Annotated in this window: 16 protein-coding genes; 7 read left to right on the top strand and 9 right to left on the bottom strand. The window is 63.4% G+C overall.

Going from position 1 to position 18260, the window contains the following annotated elements; all coding sequences use genetic code 11:
- Positions 1-98: 98 nt before the first annotated feature.
- The 3 genes from gltB to hemE all read left to right on the top strand — a co-directional run bounded on the left by gltB (position 99) and on the right by hemE (position 7138).
- Entirely contained in the window at positions 99-4562 is a 4464-nt protein-coding gene (gene gltB, locus DKW65_RS13990; RefSeq protein WP_111658044.1) for a glutamate synthase large subunit, read from the top strand.
- A 20-nt stretch (positions 4563-4582) separates the two neighbouring features.
- Positions 4583-6004, top strand: coding sequence for an FAD-dependent oxidoreductase (locus DKW65_RS13995; protein WP_111658045.1), 1422 nt, complete (start codon positions 4583-4585; stop codon positions 6002-6004).
- Positions 6005-6076: 72 nt separating this feature from the next.
- A complete protein-coding gene (gene hemE / locus DKW65_RS14000) occupies positions 6077-7138 on the top strand; it encodes a uroporphyrinogen decarboxylase (RefSeq protein ID WP_111658135.1) in 1062 nt (353 codons plus the stop codon).
- A gap of 14 nt (positions 7139-7152) precedes the next feature.
- Here the strand turns inward: hemE and DKW65_RS14005 are convergent, their stop codons facing one another.
- Positions 7153-7833, bottom strand: coding sequence for an acetoacetate decarboxylase family protein (locus tag DKW65_RS14005; protein WP_111658046.1), 681 nt, complete (start codon positions 7831-7833; stop codon positions 7153-7155).
- A 4-nt stretch (positions 7834-7837) separates the two neighbouring features.
- Positions 7838-8296 carry a YiiD C-terminal domain-containing protein gene (locus DKW65_RS14010; protein WP_111658047.1) on the bottom strand — a complete coding sequence of 153 codons (459 nt, stop codon included), beginning with the start codon at positions 8294-8296 and terminating at the stop codon, positions 7838-7840.
- A 98-nt stretch (positions 8297-8394) separates the two neighbouring features.
- Here DKW65_RS14010 and DKW65_RS14015 point away from each other — a divergent pair, with 98 nt between their 5' ends.
- Positions 8395-9477, top strand: a complete 1083-nt coding sequence (locus DKW65_RS14015; protein ID WP_111658048.1) for a polysaccharide deacetylase family protein — start codon at positions 8395-8397, stop codon at positions 9475-9477.
- Positions 9478-9483: 6 nt separating this feature from the next.
- On the opposite strand, the gene DKW65_RS14020 is transcribed toward DKW65_RS14015, so the two are convergent.
- The 7 genes from DKW65_RS14020 to DKW65_RS14050 form a co-directional block, all read right to left on the bottom strand.
- Complete coding sequence (locus DKW65_RS14020; protein WP_162925882.1) at positions 9484-10272, bottom strand: glucosaminidase domain-containing protein; 789 nt, start codon at positions 10270-10272, stop codon at positions 9484-9486.
- Positions 10273-10367: 95 nt separating this feature from the next.
- Complete coding sequence (locus tag DKW65_RS14025) at positions 10368-10703, bottom strand: 4a-hydroxytetrahydrobiopterin dehydratase (RefSeq protein ID WP_425451955.1); 336 nt, start codon at positions 10701-10703, stop codon at positions 10368-10370.
- A 46-nt stretch (positions 10704-10749) separates the two neighbouring features.
- A complete protein-coding gene (locus DKW65_RS14030) occupies positions 10750-11457 on the bottom strand; it encodes a hypothetical protein (RefSeq protein ID WP_111658050.1) in 708 nt (235 codons plus the stop codon).
- Between the two features lie 108 nt (positions 11458-11565).
- Entirely contained in the window at positions 11566-12810 is a 1245-nt protein-coding gene (locus tag DKW65_RS14035) for an acyl-CoA dehydrogenase family protein (RefSeq protein WP_111658051.1), read from the bottom strand.
- Between the two features lie 95 nt (positions 12811-12905).
- Positions 12906-13580: a 2-phosphosulfolactate phosphatase gene (locus DKW65_RS14040; RefSeq protein WP_111658137.1), complete on the bottom strand. Its 675-nt coding sequence runs from the start codon at positions 13578-13580 to the stop codon at positions 12906-12908.
- Between the two features lie 34 nt (positions 13581-13614).
- Entirely contained in the window at positions 13615-14151 is a 537-nt protein-coding gene (locus DKW65_RS14045) for a hypothetical protein (protein WP_111658052.1), read from the bottom strand.
- A 107-nt stretch (positions 14152-14258) separates the two neighbouring features.
- Positions 14259-14948: a ComFC family protein gene (locus DKW65_RS14050; RefSeq protein WP_111658053.1), complete on the bottom strand. Its 690-nt coding sequence runs from the start codon at positions 14946-14948 to the stop codon at positions 14259-14261.
- A 128-nt stretch (positions 14949-15076) separates the two neighbouring features.
- On the opposite strand from DKW65_RS14050, the gene bioB reads away from it, so the two are divergent.
- The 3 genes from bioB to bioH are packed head-to-tail and all read left to right on the top strand — an operon-like array spanning position 15077 to position 18246.
- Entirely contained in the window at positions 15077-16225 is a 1149-nt protein-coding gene (gene bioB / locus DKW65_RS14055) for a biotin synthase BioB (protein WP_111658054.1), read from the top strand.
- Between the two features lie 21 nt (positions 16226-16246).
- Positions 16247-17422, top strand: a complete 1176-nt coding sequence (gene bioF, locus DKW65_RS14060; RefSeq protein ID WP_111658055.1) for an 8-amino-7-oxononanoate synthase — start codon at positions 16247-16249, stop codon at positions 17420-17422.
- Complete coding sequence (bioH, locus tag DKW65_RS14065) at positions 17419-18246, top strand: pimeloyl-ACP methyl ester esterase BioH (protein ID WP_111658056.1); 828 nt, start codon at positions 17419-17421, stop codon at positions 18244-18246. The genes bioF and bioH overlap by 4 nt, the downstream gene beginning before the upstream one ends.
- Positions 18247-18260: the final 14 nt, after the last annotated feature.

Consider the following 18260-nt stretch of genomic DNA (forward strand, 5'->3'; position numbering starts at 1 on the left):
TCCAGTGTGTAAAATGATCGCCCTTTTCGCCGTCGCCGTTTTGCCGGTCGCAGATCGCCTTCGTCTAAGTCTCTGAATTTTCAAGAGGAAAGGTTTTGATGCAGCAGAATTCAACGCTGGTGCGGGGTCTCTATGAGCCCGGAGAATTCCGGGACAACTGCGGCTTTGGTCTGATCGCCCATACTGAGGGCCAGGCCAGCCATGAGCTCCTGCAGACCGCAATCGAAGCACTGACATGCATGACTCACCGGGGCGGCATCAACGCTGATGGCAAAACCGGTGACGGCTGTGGTCTGTTGCTGAAGAAACCTGATTCCTTCTTTCGCAAGGCGGCGGCCGATCTGGGCATCACGCTGACCGACAGCTATGGCGTCGGCATGCTGTTCCTGAGCCCGGATGCTGCGCGTGCCGCCGAGCAGCGTCAGATCGTGGAAGAAGAACTGGTGCGTCAGGATGTTGCCGTGCTGGGCTGGCGTGACGTGCCCACCGATCCGGACTGCCTGGGTCCGATTGCCCTGCAGAGTCTGCCCGGCTTTGCCCAGGTGCTGGTCGGTGTCGACGGCCTGTCTGATCTCGAGCTGAACCGTCGCCTGTTCTTTGCCCGTCGCCACGCCGAGCAGCGCATTGGCGCTGACGAGCATTTCTATGTCTGCTCGCTGTCGTCCACCGTCGTGTCCTATAAAGGCCTGATGATGCCGGTGGACCTGCCCGCCTTTTACCCGGATCTGGGTGACGAGGCGATGGAAACGGCGATCGTGATCTTCCATCAGCGTTTTTCCACCAACACGATGCCGCGCTGGCCGCTGGCGCAGCCGTTCCGCTATCTGGCACACAACGGCGAGATCAACACCATCCAGGGCAACCGCAACTGGTCCGTGGCGCGGACGCCGAAGTTCGCCAACGACCTGTTGCCGGGCCTGGACGAGCTCAAGCCGCTGGTCAATCGTACCGGCTCCGACTCCTCAAGCATGGACAACATGCTCGAGATCCTGCTGGCTGGCGGCATGGACCTGTTCCGTGCGGTGCGCATGATGGTGCCGCCTGCCTGGCAGAACGTGGAGACCATGGATGCGGATCTGCGCGCCTTCTACGAATACAACTCCATGCACATGGAGCCGTGGGACGGTCCTGCTGGCCTGGTGCTGACCGACGGTCGTTATGCCGTGTGTATGCTGGATCGCAATGGCCTGCGTCCGTCGCGCTGGGTCATCACCAACAACGGCTTCATCACCGTGTCGTCGGAGATCGGTGTGTACGGCTATGCGGCCGAAGACGTCGTCGCGAAGGGCCGTGTCGGACCGGGCCAGATCCTGGCGGTGGATACTGAAACCGGCGAATTGCTGCACACCAACGAGATCGACGACAAGCTCAAGGTGCGTCAACCTTACCGCCAGTGGCTGAAAGAAAAAGGCCTGCGCATCGAAGCGGATTATGACACCGAGGTGGAGCGCATCGACGAGGTCCAGCAAAGCGAGCTGCTGGCCTATCAGAAACTGTTCCAGGTGACCTTCGAAGAGCGCGATCAGGTGCTGCGCCCGCTGGCGGAAGCCGGCCAGGAAGCCGTCGGTTCCATGGGTGACGATACGCCCATGGCCGTATTGTCGACGCGCGTGCGCCCGGTGTACGACTATTTCCGTCAGCAGTTCGCCCAGGTGACCAATCCGCCGATCGACCCGCTGCGCGAAGCGATCGTGATGTCGCTGGAAACCTGCGTGGGTGCCGAGCGGAACGTGTTCGAGGAAGATGCGGCGCATGCAGATCGGGCCATCCTGTCGACGCCGATCCTGTCGCATTCCAAGTTCGCCAATCTGCTGAAGATCGAGCGCCCTGGCTATGCCCATGAGCGCCTGTCGCTGCATTACGCGCCCGAGACGGGTCTGAAGCAGGCCATCGAAGCACTGTGCGACAAGGCAGAGGCGGCGGTGCGTGCGGGCAAGGTGCTGATGGTGCTGTCTGACTACGGTATCCAGCAGGGCCAGTACACCATACATGCCGCCATGGCGACGGCGGCGGTGCATCATCACCTGACCGAGCGTGGTCTGCGTTGTGATGCCAACATCATTGTTGAAACCGCTACCACTCGCGATCCGCACCATTTTGCCGTGCTGTTCGGTTTCGGTGCGACAGCCGTCTATCCGTACCTGGCCTACGACGTGATCGCCGACATGGTCGGCTCCGGCGAACTGCTGGGCGATGCGGTGGAGCTGCAGAAGAATTTCCGCAAGGGCATCAACAAGGGCCTGCTGAAGATCCTGTCCAAGATGGGTATTTCGACCATCGCCTCCTATCGCGGCGCGCAGTTGTTTGAAGCCGTCGGCGTAGGCCGGGAAGTCGTGGACCTGTGCTTCCGGGGTGTCGCCAGCCGTATCGGCGGTGCGGACTTCAGTGATTTTGAAGAAGACTTCCGCCTGCTCTCGGTAGACGCCTGGAAGCAGCGCAAGCCGATTGATGCCGGTGGCGTGCTGAAGTTTATCTACGGCAAGGAATATCACGCCTTCAACCCGGATGTGATACACACCCTGCATGATGCCGTGAACAGCGGTGACTATGAGGCGTATAAAAAGTACGCCGCGCTGGTGAATGATCGCCCGGTGGCCACGCTGCGTGATCTGCTGGCCCTGCGTGATGACGTCGACCGCATCAGCATTGATGAGGTCGAGCCGATCGAGAAGATCCTGCCGCGCTTCGATTCGGCGGGCATGTCCCTCGGCGCGTTGTCGCCGGAAGCCCATGAAGCCATCGCCACCGCGATGAACCGGCTGGGCGGGCGCTCGAACTCCGGCGAGGGCGGCGAAGACCCGGCCCGTTACGGCACCGAGCGTGTGTCCAAGATCAAGCAGATCGCGTCCGGCCGTTTCGGCGTGACACCGCATTATCTGGTCAATGCCGAGGTCCTGCAGATCAAGGTGGCCCAGGGCGCCAAGCCCGGCGAAGGGGGGCAGCTGCCCGGCGGCAAGGTGAACGAGCTGATCGCGCGCCTGCGCCACTCCGTGCCCGGCGTGACCCTGATTTCGCCGCCGCCGCACCATGATATCTATTCCATCGAAGATCTGGCGCAGCTGATCTTTGACCTCAAGCAGGTCAATCCGGAAGCGCAGGTGTCGGTGAAGCTGGTATCGGAGCCGGGCGTGGGTACCATCGCCGCTGGCGTGGCGAAGGCCTATGCCGACCTGATTACCATTTCCGGCTACGACGGCGGTACCGCGGCCAGCCCGCTCACGTCGATCCGTTATGCCGGCTCCCCGTGGGAACTCGGTTTGTCCGAGGCGCACCAGGCGCTGCGCAGCAACGACCTGCGCGACAAGATTCGCCTGCAGACCGACGGCGGTCTGAAGACCGGTCTGGATGTGGTGAAGGCGGCGATTCTCGGCGCTGAGTCTTTCGGTTTCGGCACGGTGCCTATGGTGGTGCTGGGCTGCAAATACCTGCGTATCTGTCACCTGAACAACTGCGCCACCGGCGTCGCCACCCAGCGTGAAGACCTGCGCAAGGAGCACTTCATCGGTGCGCCGGAAATGCTGATTCACTACTTCACTTTCGTGGCCACGGAAGTGCGTGAACTGCTGGCTCAGCTGGGCGTGAAGTCGCTGGCCGAACTGATTGGTCGCACGGACCTGCTCGCCATGCTGGAGGGCAAGACGGCCCGGCAGAAGAAGCTGGATCTGCTGCCCATGTTGCGCAACGACAATGTGCCCGCAGACAAGCCGCAGTATTGCCAGGTGCGCCGCAACGAGCCGTTCGACAAGGGCGAGCTGGCGGAGCAGATGGTGGCGGATATGCTGCCCGCCATCGAAAACCGCAGCGGGGGGTCGTTCCATTACGACATCACCAACTGCAATCGCTCCATTGGTGCGCGGATTTCCGGTGAGATTGCCCGTCGCTACGGCAATCTGGACATGGAGAACGCGCCGATTCGGGTGCGCTTCGTCGGTACGGCGGGGCAGAGCTTCGGCGTGTTCAACGCCGGTGGCCTGCACATGTATATCGAAGGCGATGCCAACGACTATGTCGGCAAGGGCATGGCCGCAGGCAAGCTGGTGATCCGTCCGCCGAAAGGCAGTCCGTTCAAGAGCCAGGATACCTCGATCATTGGTAACACCTGCCTCTACGGCGCCACCGGCGGCAAGCTGTTTGCGGCCGGTCGTGCCGGTGAGCGTTTCGGGGTGCGTAACTCCGGTGCGCACGCGGTGGTGGAAGGCGCGGGCGATCACTGCTGCGAATACATGACTGGCGGTTGCATCACCGTGCTGGGCGATACCGGCTACAACTTCGGTGCCGGGATGACCGGCGGCTTCGCCTATGTGCTGGATCAGAACAACCAGTTCTTCGATCGCATCAACCCGGAGCTGATCGAGCTGCACCGGATCAGCACCGAAGCCACCGAGGCACACCGCAGCCATCTGCGCAGCGTGCTGCGCGAGTATGTGGAAGAGACCGGCAGCGAATGGGGTCACTATATTCTCGACAACTTCGATGCCATGAGCCGCAAGTTCTGGCTGGTCAAGCCGAAGGCCGCAAGCCTTGAGAACCTGCTCAAGAGCACCCGTGCCAACCCGGCCTGATCGACAGTGAGAGGTAGACAATGGCTGAGCGTCTGAACAACAGCTTCCAGTTCCTCGATGTTCCGCGTCAGGACCCGAAGAAGAAGCCGGCGGAGGACCGTCGCGTCAAGTACGAGGAAATCTATTACCCGTACGAAGTGCGTGAGGTCGAGCACCAGGCACACCGTTGCCTGGAGTGCGGCAACCCCTATTGCGAATGGAAATGCCCGGTTCATAACTATATTCCGAACTGGTTGAAGCTGATTTCCGAAGGCAACCTGATGGAAGCCGTGGAGCTCAGCCACCAGACCAACTCGTTGCCGGAAGTCTGCGGCCGGGTGTGCCCGCAGGATCGTCTGTGCGAAGGCGCCTGCACGCTGAATGATGGCTTTGGCGCCGTCACCATCGGCGCGACCGAGAAGTATATTACCGACACGGCGCTCGCCATGGGCTGGCGGCCGGACATGTCCAAGGTGGTATGGACCGACAAGAAAGTGGCGGTGATCGGTGCCGGCCCGGCCGGTATCGGTTGTGCTGACGTGCTGGTGCGTAATGGCGTCAAGCCGGTGGTGTTCGACCGCTATCCGGAAATCGGTGGCCTGCTGACCTTCGGCATTCCCGAGTTCAAGCTGGAAAAGCCGGTCATGGCCAAGCGCCGTGAAGTGTTCGAGGGCATGGGTATCGAGTTCCGCCTGAACACCGAGGTGGGCAAGGACATCACCATCGACGAGCTGCTGGAAGAATACGACGCCGTCTTCATGGGTATGGGCACCTATACCTACATGAAAGGCGGGTTCCCCGGTGAGGAGCTGGAGGGCGTGCACGACGCGCTGCCGTTCCTGATCTCGAATGTGAACCGCAACCTCGGCTTTGAAAAAGACGCGGCGGATTTCATCGACATGGCTGGCAAGCGTGTGGTGGTGCTGGGTGGCGGTGATACCGCGATGGACTGCAACCGCACCTCCATTCGCCAGGGTGCGGCCAGCGTGACCTGCGCCTATCGTCGCGATGAAGAAAACATGCCCGGCTCACGCCGTGAAGTGGCCAATGCCAAGGAAGAGGGCGTGCAGTTCCTGTTCAACCGGCAGCCGATCGAAATTGTCGGCGAAGGGGGCAAGGTGGCCGGTGTGAAAGTGGTGGAAACCCGCATGGGTGAGCCGGATGCCAATGGCCGTCGCCGTCCGGAACCGATTCCGGGTTCCGAGGAAGTGCTGCCCGCGGACGCCGTGATCATCGCGTTCGGTTTCCGCCCCAGCCCGGCGGACTGGTTCGAAGGCAAGCAGATCAGCATGGACGATTCCGGTCGTGTGGTGGCCCTCGAAGAGCAAGCCTTCCCGTTCCAGACCAGCAATGCGAAGATTTTTGCCGGGGGTGACATGGTGCGCGGTTCGGACCTGGTCGTCACCGCCATCTGGGAAGGCCGCGAAGCTGCCAAGGGCATTCTCGACTACCTGGACGTCTGAGAGACCGGCGTCACCGATGATCCTGATTCACGGGCCTGCCATGCAGGCCCGTTTTGCACTTGAGGCACGATGATGAGCTTTCCTGCACTGAAGAACGACCGTTTTCTGCGCGCGCTGATGCGCCAGCCTGTGGACCGTACGCCGGTATGGATGATGCGCCAGGCCGGGCGCTATCTACCGGAATACCGCGCCACGCGCGAGCAGGCGGGCTCGTTCATGGATCTGTGCATGAATGCGGAGCTGGCCTGCGAAGTCACGCTGCAGCCGCTGCGCCGTTACGCCCTGGACGCGGCCATCCTGTTTTCTGACATCCTGACCATTCCCGATGCCATGGGGCTGGGGCTGTACTTCGAGGCCGGCGAAGGTCCGCGTTTCCGCAAGACCGTGCGCACCGAAGCCGATGTCGCCGCATTGCCGGTGCCGGATGCCGAGCGTGATCTGGATTACGTGATGCGTGCGGTCAGCACCATTCGCCGCGAGCTGAATGGCCAGGTGCCGTTGATCGGCTTTTCCGGCAGCCCCTGGACGTTGGCCACCTATATGGTCGAAGGCGGTTCGTCGAAAGATTTTCGCCACCTCAAGGCGATGGTCTACAGCCAGCCCGAGCTGGCGCATCAGTTGCTGGACAAGCTGGCGCGCAGCGTCACGGATTACCTGAATGCGCAGATTCGCAGTGGCGCCCAGGCGGTACAGATTTTCGATACCTGGGGCGGTGCCCTGTCGGCAGAAGCCTACAAGGTGTTTTCCCTGCGTTATATGCAGCAAATTGTGGATGGCCTGATTCGCGAGCACGACGGTCGCAAGGTGCCGGTTATCCTGTTCACCAAGAATGGCGGTTTGTGGCTTGAAGACATCGCCGCCAGCGGCTGTGACGGCGTCGGCGTGGACTGGACCATCAATATTGGCGATGCACGTCGTCGTGTCGGTGATCGGGTGGCGTTGCAGGGCAATATGGACCCGGCCGTACTCTACGCCTCACCCGCTGCCATTCGTGCAGAAGTGCAGCGTATTCTGGATGACTTCGGACCGCACAATGGCCACATCTTCAATCTGGGTCATGGCATTACGCCACAGGTAGACCCGGCCCATGCCGGGGCCTTCATCGAAGCCGTCAACGAGCTCAGCACCCGCTGAGCCCGTCGCGTCGCTCAGGTGGGCCAGTCGCTGATCCGCGCCAGCGGGAACGTCATCCGGAACGATGACAGGTAACCGCCGGTGAGCGCTTTGCCTGCCTGAATCTCGGGGAAGTGTTCGCCATCGGCCCAGCCATCCAGCAGTGTCCCCAGGCCCAGCCGACCACTGGCGCCGGGAGTGTAGAGGAACCGCTTGCCGTCACGCACCTGACCCAGCGTCCGCAGCCGGGCCGGGATCAGGCCGCCGGGTAGTGGCACACCCAGTCGGCCACGCTTCAGCGTCAGTCGACAGAAGACCTTGCCTTCGCGCGCCACGCTGATGTGTTCCACACGCCCCGCCTGCTCGACGCTGAACTCCGCCTGATCTTTCGGGATGCCCCAGTTGAGGCGACCGTTGATGACGCTGTCGTGGCTGGACACATAGATACGACCGATAGAACGATGGCGCTCACGGCGACCGCTATCATCCGGGCCCAGGTCATAGGTGCCGGGAATGAACAGCAATTCGTGATAGGGCCCTACGTCGGAATCACTGTAATCCACGAACATCATTACGCTGTAGCGCCCGCGTGGCGTGCCCAGCGTTTCGGGCACACCGGACTGCGCGATACGCTGGGTATCGGGCAGGCGCAAAGGGATCGCGTAGGCGCGTCCGGTCAGGGTCCACGGTGGTGGGGCGGGGTGATAGTCAGTCATCGGTTTACATGCCGATCTTGCGCAGTTGATACAGGTTGCGAGAGATCGCCACGACCTCACCACTGGCGTCTTTCAACTCGCACTCCCATTCATAATCCGCCTTGCCATTGGCGTCGGCTTCGGCCTGGATGCGCTGGACCTCTTCCTCACTGATACGCACCTCCACGGTAATGTCGGTTTTCGCCGGGCGCCGGAAGCGGATCTGCATGTCCTTGACGATCGGGTAGTAGTGGCGGGTGTCAAAGCTGGACAGGAAGATCACGCCGCCCGGGAGTTCGGCCAGCGTAAACAGCGCACCGGCGTACATGGTGCCCACGTGATTGACGTTGGGCTCGAACGGCATGCGCATCCGGCAGTAGCCACGTTCCAGTTCCTCCACCGTGGAACCGCAGCGGGTGGCAAACGGAAACGGCGTGGAGGCCGCCGTCTTGATGGTGTCGAGTTGTTCCTTGCTCAGGGACATGGCAGGCTCCAGACTGATTATGCTGCTCGGGTTTCGGGTGTGCACAGGATGCTAGCACCCGGCCACTGCAGGCCACACTAACCGAAACTGACAGGTGCATGATGCAAACCATCAAACTGAGGCTGGCGAGTCTGCTGGTGCTGGCCCTGGCGCTGACATTGTCACTCGCGCTGACCCTGCCGCGTCCGGCGCAGGCGGCGGTTATCCTGCTGTATCACCATGTCAGCGAACAGACCCCGGCAGCAACCTCCGTGACCCCGGATCAGTTCCGGGAGCATCTTGACCGTCTTGATAAGGAAGGCTTCGAGGTTGTGCGTCTGGACGAGCTGGTCGAGCGTGTCCGTGATGGTGCTGACCCCCGGGAAAAGCTGGCCAGCATCACCTTCGATGATGCCTATGTCAGCATCATCGACAACGCCATTCCGATGCTTGAAGCGCGCGGCTGGTCGGCTACGGTCTTCGTGGCGACAGCGCCGGTGCTGGAGCGCCGCCGCCCGATGATGAGCGTGGCTCAGGTGAAGGAACTGCATGAACGCGGGCATCTGGTGGTCAACCACAGTCATACCCATCTGCACATGGTGCGCCGCCAGGACCGTGAGTCGGCACGCGCCTGGCGAGCGCGTTTGCGCGGCGACATCGAACGGGCTCAGGCACTGCTTGAGGAATGGACCGGGGCGTCCCTGCCGAAATTCTTTGCCTACCCTTACGGTGAGCATGACCCGGCCGTGCGAGCTCTGCTGGCCGACATGGGCTACAAGGGGTTTGCCCAGCGAAGTGGTGCACTGGACGGTAACGTCGACTGGCTTGATGTGCCGCGTATCCCGGTGAACCGGCAGTTTGCCGACTGGAACGGCCTGGGTGACAAGGTGCGCGCACTGCCCATGCCAGCGCGCGGGATCACGCCGGAGAGCGGCATCACGGATGAGGCTCGACCGGCGTTTACGCTGACCTTGCCGGCAGGATGGCACCGGCGCGGGCTGAACTGCTTTGCCCGTGGGGCGCCTGCAGAGCTGGACTGGACGCGGGGTGAGGAGCAGGACCGGGTACAGGTGAAGCCCGCGCGGGACCTGATGCCAGGGCGCAGCCTGATAAACTGCACCGCCAGTGCGGGAGAGGGTCGCTTCTACTGGTATTCGCACCTGTGGATGCGCCGTGACAGCGGGGGCTGGTACAGCGAATGAGCGCGCTCAGATATCGCTGAAGGCTTCCAGATCGTTGGCGCGGATAACGGAACGGATGTGGCGGATATAGGTGTCGCCGATTTCCGCGTAACCGCCCAGGCCTGCCGCCAGCGTGCGTCCGCTCGGCTTCAGCCCCTCTTGTCGCTGGCGCTCGCGCAGCAGGCGCAACTCGCGGTAGGTCGGGTGGGTATTCAGGTTGCGCATATAGCTGGCCACCGCATCCTCCACGGTGGCGAATTTTTGCACTTCATAGCGCGCGCCCAGCGGCCGCCTGGCGGGCACCACGCCGCAGCCGGGGCGGAAGCACCACTGGCCGAAAAGGTTGTTGGCCTCCTCGGCAAAGCGCGAGGTGCCCCAGGCGGATTCCAGCGCGCCCTGGGCCAGCGCCAGATCCGCGGGCACGATGTCGAGACGGCGTAGCAAGGTGTCCAGCCAGGCTTCGCTCATGTCATCCAGGTGGTCCGGGGCTTCCAGTCGGTATTCCGTGGCACGGGCCTGCAACCAGCCCAGTTCGGCCTCGGTCAGCGTACCGTCTGCGATACGTCCGCGTAACGCCTGAGCCTGCTCCCGCTCGGCCAGCAGCTCGCGGTTGCGTGCCTGAACGACGGGTAAAAGCATATTGATGAACACCGCCTTGCGCGCAGCGGTCTCGTCGTCCGGAATAGGCCAGATAGGCGGTTCCTCGGGTTCCGGCTGGTAATCCAGCTGAATCTGGCAATGCAGGATCAGGGTGGGCGCGAGGGCGATCAGGCCCAGCGCCAGCAGGACGGACAGCGTCAGCAGCAAGCGTTTCAAGCAGGCACTCTCGTTGTTGTTGGTGCGTTGTTGTTGATGCGTTGTTGGTGCGTTGTGTGGATGGCGTTGGGGCGGCGCCGGGTGGGGCGCGGCCCTCAGCCCGCCAGCGCGTCGGTCCTCGCGGCGCAGATGAAATCATTGCGATGCAGGCCATGGATCTTGTGTGTCCACCAGATCACCGTCACCCGGCCCCACTCGGTGACGATGGCCGGGTGGTGGCCTTCGGCCTCTGCCAGGTCCGCGACCTGCTGTGTGAAGGCCATGGCCTCGACAAAATTGCTGAAGTTGAAGCGACGCTCCAGTTTCTGTACGCCGTTCTCTTCGATCAGCTTCCACTCGGGCAGTTCCTGACGCCAGTCGCGGATCTCGGCGTCTGTGGCGCGCGGCGCGTCTGCACGGCAGGCTTCGCATGTTTCCTGTGCCAGCGGCATGATACCTCTCCTGTGTCGGTAGGGTCCTTGGCTACAGTGTAACCGCTCAGCCCGCGTTGCACAGGCGGGCGGGCTCCCGTTTGCCGCCGGGGGCCATGCGCGCCAGGACGCGTCGCAACCGCTCCAGATCCGTTTCGTTGCGGGTCCGGCCGGGGATCTCCATGGCATCCGCCAGACGCAGCAGTACCGCCTTCATCTTCTCCGGCATCATCACCGGCTGGCGGTGCTGCACCACATAGATCAGTTCCCCCTGCTTGAACAACAGGAAACCGTAGTAGTGGGTGCCGCTTACGGCATTTTCCGAGGGGGCCAGACTGCCGTCCACATCCAGGCTGACGATGGCGAACAGGGAGCGCGGTTCGGCATCCTGCAGAAATTCCCGATGGGCGGCCTCGACGGAGGTCACCATGGGGGCAGGTGCAATGCGGTCGCGCAGGTAGTTGTTCAGGACCAGGTTGAACAGCGTCAGATCCGACGCAAAGCGCGGCACGGTCAGTTCAGGATTGCCTTCGGCCTGATGGTAATCGACCCGGAACATGCGCCCGCTGCCATCCCAGAAGGTGGTGGACCCGGCGTGCGGAGTGCAGGTTTCCTCCAGGCTGACCTGTCCCCGAAAGGTGTTTACGGACAGATCTATGGCGTAGGCCCCGCCGGGAGAGTAGTAGATGTCGCCGTCGCGTTCGCCCTGAAGTGTCTGGCAGCCGGTCAATAGCGCGCACAGCAGCAGCCACAGGGGGGTGTGGGTTGTTTTCATTATTCTCACCCTGACTTGTCTGGTTAGCCGGGCAAGCATACCACGCTGAGGCAAGGCTGCCAGCGCCTTGCCGCCCCGGGTTGCGGGCGGCAAGGCAAGCCAGAGGCCTCAGTCGCGGGCCAGCAGGTCGCGGGCGATGGCGATGATCTGCATCTCGTCGGTGCCAGCGTAGATCTGCAGGATCTTGGCATCACGCATCAACTGTTCGACCCGGGACTCGCGCATATAACCGTAGCCACCGTGGATCTGCACGGCTTCCGTGGCGACTTCCATGGCGGTCTGGGCGGCATACAGCTTCATGGCCGACGCTTCCGCCATGGTCATCTGCTTGCCGGAGGCGACGGTTTCGATATAGCGGAAGACCATGTTCTGCAGGTTCATGCGCGCCACTTCCATCTTCGCCAGCTTCAGCTGGATCAGCTGGTTCTGGCCAATGGCGCGGCCGAACTGCACCCGGTCCTTCGCGTACTGCACCGACAGCTCCAGAGCGCGCTCCACCATGCCCAGGGCCATGGCGGCGACACCGGCGCGTTCCTGCATGAAGGTGGCCTTGGCGCCGGAGCGGCCGTAGCCGTCTTCGCTGCCGCCCAGCAGGCGATCAGCGCCCACGCGCACATCGCTGAGGAACAGCTCACCGGTGGGTGAGGAACCGATGCCCATCTTCTTGAAGGGTTTGGACTGCTCCAGCCCGGGCATGCCGCTGTCCAGGATGAAGGACACGATCTTGCGGTCCTGCGGCGCCACGCCCTCGTCGTCCAGTTTGCAGATCAGCACGATGGTGTCGGCGTAGGGACCGTTGGTGATCCAGGTCTTGCTGCCATTGATGATGTAACCGCCTTCGCCGTCGCGCTTGGCCAGCGTCTTCATCTGACCGAACGCATCCGAGCCGGAATTGGGCTCGGAAATGGCCCAGGCGCCGACTTTTTCCAGCGTCAGCAGCGGCAGGGCCCAGCGCTCCTTCTGCGCGGTGGTGCCCTTGCTCATGATGGCGCCGCCGGTGAGCCCCATGGACACGCCCATGGCCGTCACCAGCCCCTGGGCATGGCGGCACAGCTCGATGATGGGGATCATGGTCATGGCGGCCTGCTCACCGGCAGCGGCGGACGCGCCATCCTTCTTTTTCTTCTCTTCCACCGGCTCACCGGCGGCGGCCGCTTTTTCGCGGGCGATCTGCTTGTCGAAGTTCTGCTTCGCCATGACGTCCATGCCGAAGGTCTTGATCATCTTGCGCAGGATGTCGTACGGCGGTACGCCGTTGTATTCGATGTCGTCGATATGCGGCACGACTTCCTTCTGCACGAAATCCCGGACCATGCCCTGGATCATGCGCTGCTGTTCATTCCACTCGATCATGGGAGGCGCCTCTTCACGCTACAATAAAATCAAACAACCGTTTGATCATCAGACTACAGCAGCGACCCGTGAAGGCACATGACCGGAACGTACAGTCAGATAGGGCAGGGCAGTATGGTCAGGGGCTCGTCACCACGGACCTCCATGGCAAAGCCGGTATCCATACAGCGCGAGGCCATGTCGATATCGGCCGCGCGCAGGTAGGCGCTGCGCCCGTCCATGAACTTGATGGCGGCGCGGGCCTGGCGAGTGCGCGCCTCGGCGGCATCGGCGTCAATGCCGGGGCCGCCCAGCAGGCCGCGCAGGTACTCGGCACAGGCCACGTCTTCATCGCCGCTGGGATGAGAGGCCACCAGCACCACCTTCGACGGCTTGCGCGCATGGATGGCCCGGGCGGTGGCGCGGGCGCTGACCAGGCCGGTCACAAACAGCCCGGCACAGGGCCGGGCATGCAGTGTGGCCTTCATGCCATTGGTGGTGCGCATGATCAGGGTACGGCCAGCCAGCGCGGCGTGGTCCACCTCCCTGGGAGAGTTACCGAAATCGAAGCCGTCGATGGGCAAGGCATTCACCTCGCCCGCCAGCAGCGCGTTCGGGTGGTGCTCGCGCAGCCGGAAGGCCTCCTCGACGGTTTCCACCGGCAGGATGCGCTCGACGCCGCCCTTGAAAGCGAAGTGACTGGTGGTAAACGCCCGGATCACGTCAATGATGACGGTGATGCCATCGGGGTTGGGTGGCGGGTAGTGCCCCTGGTGAATCTCGATCTGCAACACGCACCTCGGTCAGTCGCGCCACCCGGCATGCTCAGAACAGCAGTCCGACACCCCAGGTGGCATTGTTGAACACATCATCCTTGCCGCTGTAGCGCTCCACCGAGACGGTGAAGGTAATCCGGTCGGCCAGCGTCATGCGCTGTGCGGGGGTGCTCTGCTGACTCAGGAAATCAACGATCGAACGGAAGTTGAAATCCGAGCGCAGGCGCAGCAGCTCACCCTGGTTCCCGTAACCGCCCTGGAACTGGATGATGCGACCGAAGCCGACCCCGGCGTAGACGTTGTTGACGCGCTTGTCGGAAACCCGCTCGTCTTCTTCGGTGGGCCCGCCGCTGCGGAACGGCGATTCGCCGAACTTCTTGGTGGCGATGCCGGCGTTCAGTGCCACGCTGGTGTAGTTGGCATCGACAAAGAAGCCGGTGCCCACGCTGGCGCTCGGGTCCACGCGGCCAATGGACAGCACGGTGCCACGGATCAGGTGCACGCCTTCGTAACGGTCGGCGGCCTGCAAGCCGGTGCTGACGCCCAGCAGGGCGAACAGGGCGATAGTGGTTATTGTTGTTTTCATTGTTCACAAACCCCCGGTACAGCGGGCCGGCTCCGTGCCAGCCCTCACAGCTGGGCATTATGCCTGCCCCCACGGCCTGGAGGCGAGGGGCCTGACGAGAACGCCGGTCAGGCCGAGGGCAGGGTCCTGGCCAGGGCCCAGACCTCGACCCGGGAGGCGCCGCCGTCCAGCAGCACCTGACTGGCCACGCGCGCGGTGCTTCCGGTCGTCACGACGTCGTCGATCAAAGCGATATGCAGCCCGTCGATGGGCTGCGTTATGCGTAGCGCCCGGGTCAGATTGCGCCGCCGGGCGGCGGCGGTCAGCCCTTGCTGCGAGGGCGTGGGCCGATGCCGGGCCAGCACCGGGCGGGCGGGGATGCCCAGCCTGGTGCCGGCAGCGTGGGCGAGTTGCCAGGCCGGATTGAAGCCGCGCCACCAGAGCCGCCGCCAATGCAGCGGCACGGGGACCAGCAGATCCGGACGCTGGGCGCCGGGCAACGGCAGCAACCGGTTCCACAGCCACAGGAAAGCGCGCTCCATGGGCGGACGGCGTTGCTGCTTGTGGCCCAGAATCACCCGATCCAGCGGGAAGGCATAGGCCAGCGGTGCCAGCAGGCGCTCGAACGGGGGCGGTGAGTGCAGGCAGCGCCCGCAGAGCGGCGGTAACGTGCCTGGCGATGGCGCGGTACCCGGGCAGGGCAGGCCGCACCGGCACAGGGTATGCCCGGGCCGGGACAGTGGCGGCATTTCCGTCTGGCAGCCGCTGCACAGGGCACTATCGGCGGTTGCCGGGAGGCCGCACAGCACGCAGCGCACGGCAAGCAGTCCAGCGGCGGATCGGTTAAAAATTGTCCATTCGTAAACTTTTGAGAGGTTCATCTGGTTGACATGTCTCGGGCGGCTACCTAGTCTGCGATCAGATTAACCGCCCCGGAGCAGGCCCCATGACCGCCATTACCGCCAGTTCACCGACGACATCCGCCTCATCTGCCGTCAGCGCAGACCGACAGGCGACACGCCATGACTGGCGCCGTGACGAGGTGGAGGCCCTGTTTGCCCTGCCCTTCAATGATCTGCTGTTCAAGGCGGCCAGCGTGCACCGGGCGCATTTCGATCCCAATGCGGTGCAGGTATCCACGCTGCTGTCGATCAAGACCGGCGCTTGCCCGGAAGACTGCAAGTACTGCTCCCAGTCCGGCCACTACAACACCGAGCTGGAGAAGGAAAAGCTGCTCGAAGTGCAGAAGGTGATTGCCGAAGCGCAGCAGGCAAAGGAAAAGGGCGCCTCACGCTTCTGCATGGGCGCTGCCTGGCGCAGCCCGCGCGGCAAGGACATGCCCTACGTGCTGGAGATGGTGCGTCAGGTCAAGGCGCTGGGCATGGAAACCTGCATGACGCTGGGCATGCTCGACAAGGAGCAGGCCGACGCGCTGGCCGACGCCGGGCTCGACTACTACAACCATAATCTGGATACCTCGCCGGAATACTACGGCAAGGTCATCACCACGCGGACCTATGACGACCGCCTCAACACGCTGGCGCACGTACGCGATGCCGGCATGAAAATCTGCTGTGGCGGAATCGTCGGTATGGGCGAGGGCCGCCAGGACCGCGTCGGGTTGTTGCAACAACTGGCCAACTTGCCCCATCACCCCGAATCCGTGCCAATCAACATGCTGGTGAAAATCGAAGGCACGCCGCTGGCGGAGGTCGATGATCTCGACCCGTTCGAATTCGTGCGCACCATTGCGGTGGCGCGCATCCTGATGCCGCAATCCTTCGTGCGTCTGTCCGCAGGTCGCCAGGAAATGAACGACCAGACCCAGGCGCTGTGCTTCATGGCCGGGGCCAACTCGATTTTCTACGGCGAGCGCCTGTTGACCACCGACAACCCCGAGGCGGATCACGACCGCCAGTTGTTCAAGCGTCTGGGCATTCACCCGCTGGCCCTGGATGGCGACTATTCGGATGAAGCGGCCGAAGCCGCGCTGCAACAGCAAATCGCTGAGCAGGCTGCGGAAGAACAGGGGCAGTTCTACAATGCCTTGAACAAGAGCGCGCCCAAGCCTGTGCTTAACAAGCGCAGTGCCTGATGCAGCGCTCGACTGAATGCCATGCCGTTTGATCTGGCGCCCGCCCTGGCCGAACGGCGTGCGCAGCACCGCTACCGGCAACGTCTGACCCAGGAAGCGGCCGTGGGCCGTCAGGCGCGGCTGGGCGATGGCACCCTGCTGAACTTTTGCAGTAACGACTACCTCGGGCTGGCGTCGGCGCCGCCGGTGATTGAGGCCCTCCAGGCTGCGGCGTCAGAGTACGGCGTGGGCAGTGGCGCCTCACACCTGGTGTGCGGCCACAGCCGCCACCACCAGGCTTTGGAAGACGCGCTGGCGGCGGCCATCGGCCAGCCCCGCGCGCTGCTGTTTTCCACCGGCTACATGGCCAACCTGGGCGTGATCAGCGCGCTCATGGGCGCTCACGACGCAGTGCTGGAAGATCGCCTGAATCACGCCTCCCTGATCGATGCCGGGCTCGCCAGTGGTGCCCGTTTTCGCCGTTACCGGCATAACGACCCGGCCAGCCTGACTGCGCAACTGGAAAAAAGCGGCGCCGCCCGGCGCCGTCTGGTGGTGACCGACGGCATCTTCAGCATGGACGGCGACGCGGCGCCCCTGGCGGCACTGTGCGATGCCGCCGAGGCGCACGACGCCTGGGTCATGGTGGACGATGCCCACGGTTTCGGCGTGCTCGGGCCGGGCGGTGCGGGCACCCCGGCAGCGCAAGGCGTGGCCGGACGCATCCCGGTGTACATGGGCACCCTGGGCAAGGCGCTCGGGACTTTCGGGGCCTTTGTGGCGGGCAGCGACGAACTGATCGAGACGTTGATTCAGTTCGCGCGGCCCTATATCTACACCACGGCGCTGCCGCCGGCGGTGGCCGCCGCCACGGGCGTCAGCCTGGCGCTGATGCAGCAGGACAGCTGGCGCCGCGACAAGCTGGCCGCACGCATCGACCAGTTTCGTCACGGCGCGGCGGCCCTGGGGTATACACTGATGGACTCGGCCACCGCAATTCAGCCGCTGGTGGTGGGCAGCGATGCGGCCGCCCTGGCGCTGAGCGAGCGGCTGCGTCAGCACGGCTGCCTGATTTCTGCCATTCGCCCGCCCACCGTGCCGGAGGGCACTGCGCGACTGCGCATCACCCTGTCGGCGGCCCATGAGCACGAAGATGTCGAGCGACTGCTGGCGGCGCTGGCCGACGCGCGTGATCTGATACCGGAGGCCTCCCCATGAGTGCCCTGAAGCCGTTCCACAATATCTATCGCAGCACCGCAGCGGACCCTGAGCAGGCGCCGGATCTGGTGCTGTTGCATGGTTGGGGCCTGCATTCGATCGTCTGGGACGACATCATGCCCGGCCTGCTGGCGCATTTTCGTGTCACCGTGATTGATCTGCCCGGCATGGGGCAAAGCCCGCTGCCCAATGACGAGTACACGCTCGATTTTCTGGTCAACCGGATGCTCAGCGTGATGCCGGAAAAAGCGCATGTCATGGGCTGGTCTCTCGGCGGCCTGGTGGGGATCGCTCTGGCCAATGCGCATCCCGAGCGTGTCCAGTCGCTGGTCACGGTGGGCACCACGCCGCGCTTCACGGCCAGTGACGACTGGCCTGCCGCCATGCCAGCGGAGATCCTGGGCAAGTTTGCCGAAGTCTTTGAAGAGGATCAGGAAGGCACCCTGATCCGTTTTCTCGCACTCAACTGCAAGGGCAGCGCCACGCTGCGTGAGGATGTGCGGCGCCTGAAGGACATCCTGTATTTCTGTGGCCTGCCCGCCGGGCGCGCCCTGCGTGGTGGCTTGACCATTCTTCGTGAAGCGGATTTGCGCAGCACCCTGGCTCAGGTGAAACAACCCCTGCTGATGCTGTTTGGCGAGAACGACAACCTGGTGCCCGCCGCCGTGATCCCGGATATCCAGGCCCTGCATCCGCAGATGGATTGGGCCTTGCTGGCCGACATGGCCCACGTACCCTTTATCTCGGCTCCTGACCTGTATCTGCAGGCCCTGCTGGATTTTTATCGTGAGCAGGAGATCGTGCCCTGGGAGGACGGGGCATGAACCCGCCGGTGTTA

This window comes from Isoalcanivorax indicus, from assembly GCF_003259185.1.
GTDB classification, from domain to species: Bacteria; Pseudomonadota; Gammaproteobacteria; order Pseudomonadales; family Alcanivoracaceae; genus Isoalcanivorax; species Isoalcanivorax indicus.

Excerpts from the sequence above, each read along its gene's own strand:
- DKW65_RS14010 (WP_111658047.1), bottom strand. The coding sequence starts at position 8,296 with ATGTCCCTGAGCAAGGAACAACTCGACACCATCAAGACGGCGGCCTCC.
- DKW65_RS14035 (WP_111658051.1), bottom strand. The coding sequence starts at position 12,810 with ATGATCGAGTGGAATGAACAGCAGCGCATGATCCAGGGCATGGTCCGG.
- hemE (WP_111658135.1), top strand. The coding sequence starts at position 6,077 with ATGAGCTTTCCTGCACTGAAGAACGACCGTTTTCTGCGCGCGCTGATG.
- gltB (WP_111658044.1), top strand. The coding sequence starts at position 99 with ATGCAGCAGAATTCAACGCTGGTGCGGGGTCTCTATGAGCCCGGAGAA.
- bioB (WP_111658054.1), top strand. The coding sequence starts at position 15,077 with ATGACCGCCATTACCGCCAGTTCACCGACGACATCCGCCTCATCTGCC.
- DKW65_RS13995 (WP_111658045.1), top strand. The coding sequence starts at position 4,583 with ATGGCTGAGCGTCTGAACAACAGCTTCCAGTTCCTCGATGTTCCGCGT.
- DKW65_RS14015 (WP_111658048.1), top strand. The coding sequence starts at position 8,395 with ATGATGCAAACCATCAAACTGAGGCTGGCGAGTCTGCTGGTGCTGGCC.
- bioF (WP_111658055.1), top strand. The coding sequence starts at position 16,247 with ATGCCGTTTGATCTGGCGCCCGCCCTGGCCGAACGGCGTGCGCAGCAC.
- DKW65_RS14025 (WP_425451955.1), bottom strand. The coding sequence starts at position 10,703 with ATGCCGCTGGCACAGGAAACATGCGAAGCCTGCCGTGCAGACGCGCCG.
- bioH (WP_111658056.1), top strand. The coding sequence starts at position 17,419 with ATGAGTGCCCTGAAGCCGTTCCACAATATCTATCGCAGCACCGCAGCG.
- DKW65_RS14005 (WP_111658046.1), bottom strand. The coding sequence starts at position 7,833 with ATGACTGACTATCACCCCGCCCCACCACCGTGGACCCTGACCGGACGC.
- DKW65_RS14030 (WP_111658050.1), bottom strand. The coding sequence starts at position 11,457 with ATGAAAACAACCCACACCCCCCTGTGGCTGCTGCTGTGCGCGCTATTG.
- DKW65_RS14045 (WP_111658052.1), bottom strand. The coding sequence starts at position 14,151 with ATGAAAACAACAATAACCACTATCGCCCTGTTCGCCCTGCTGGGCGTC.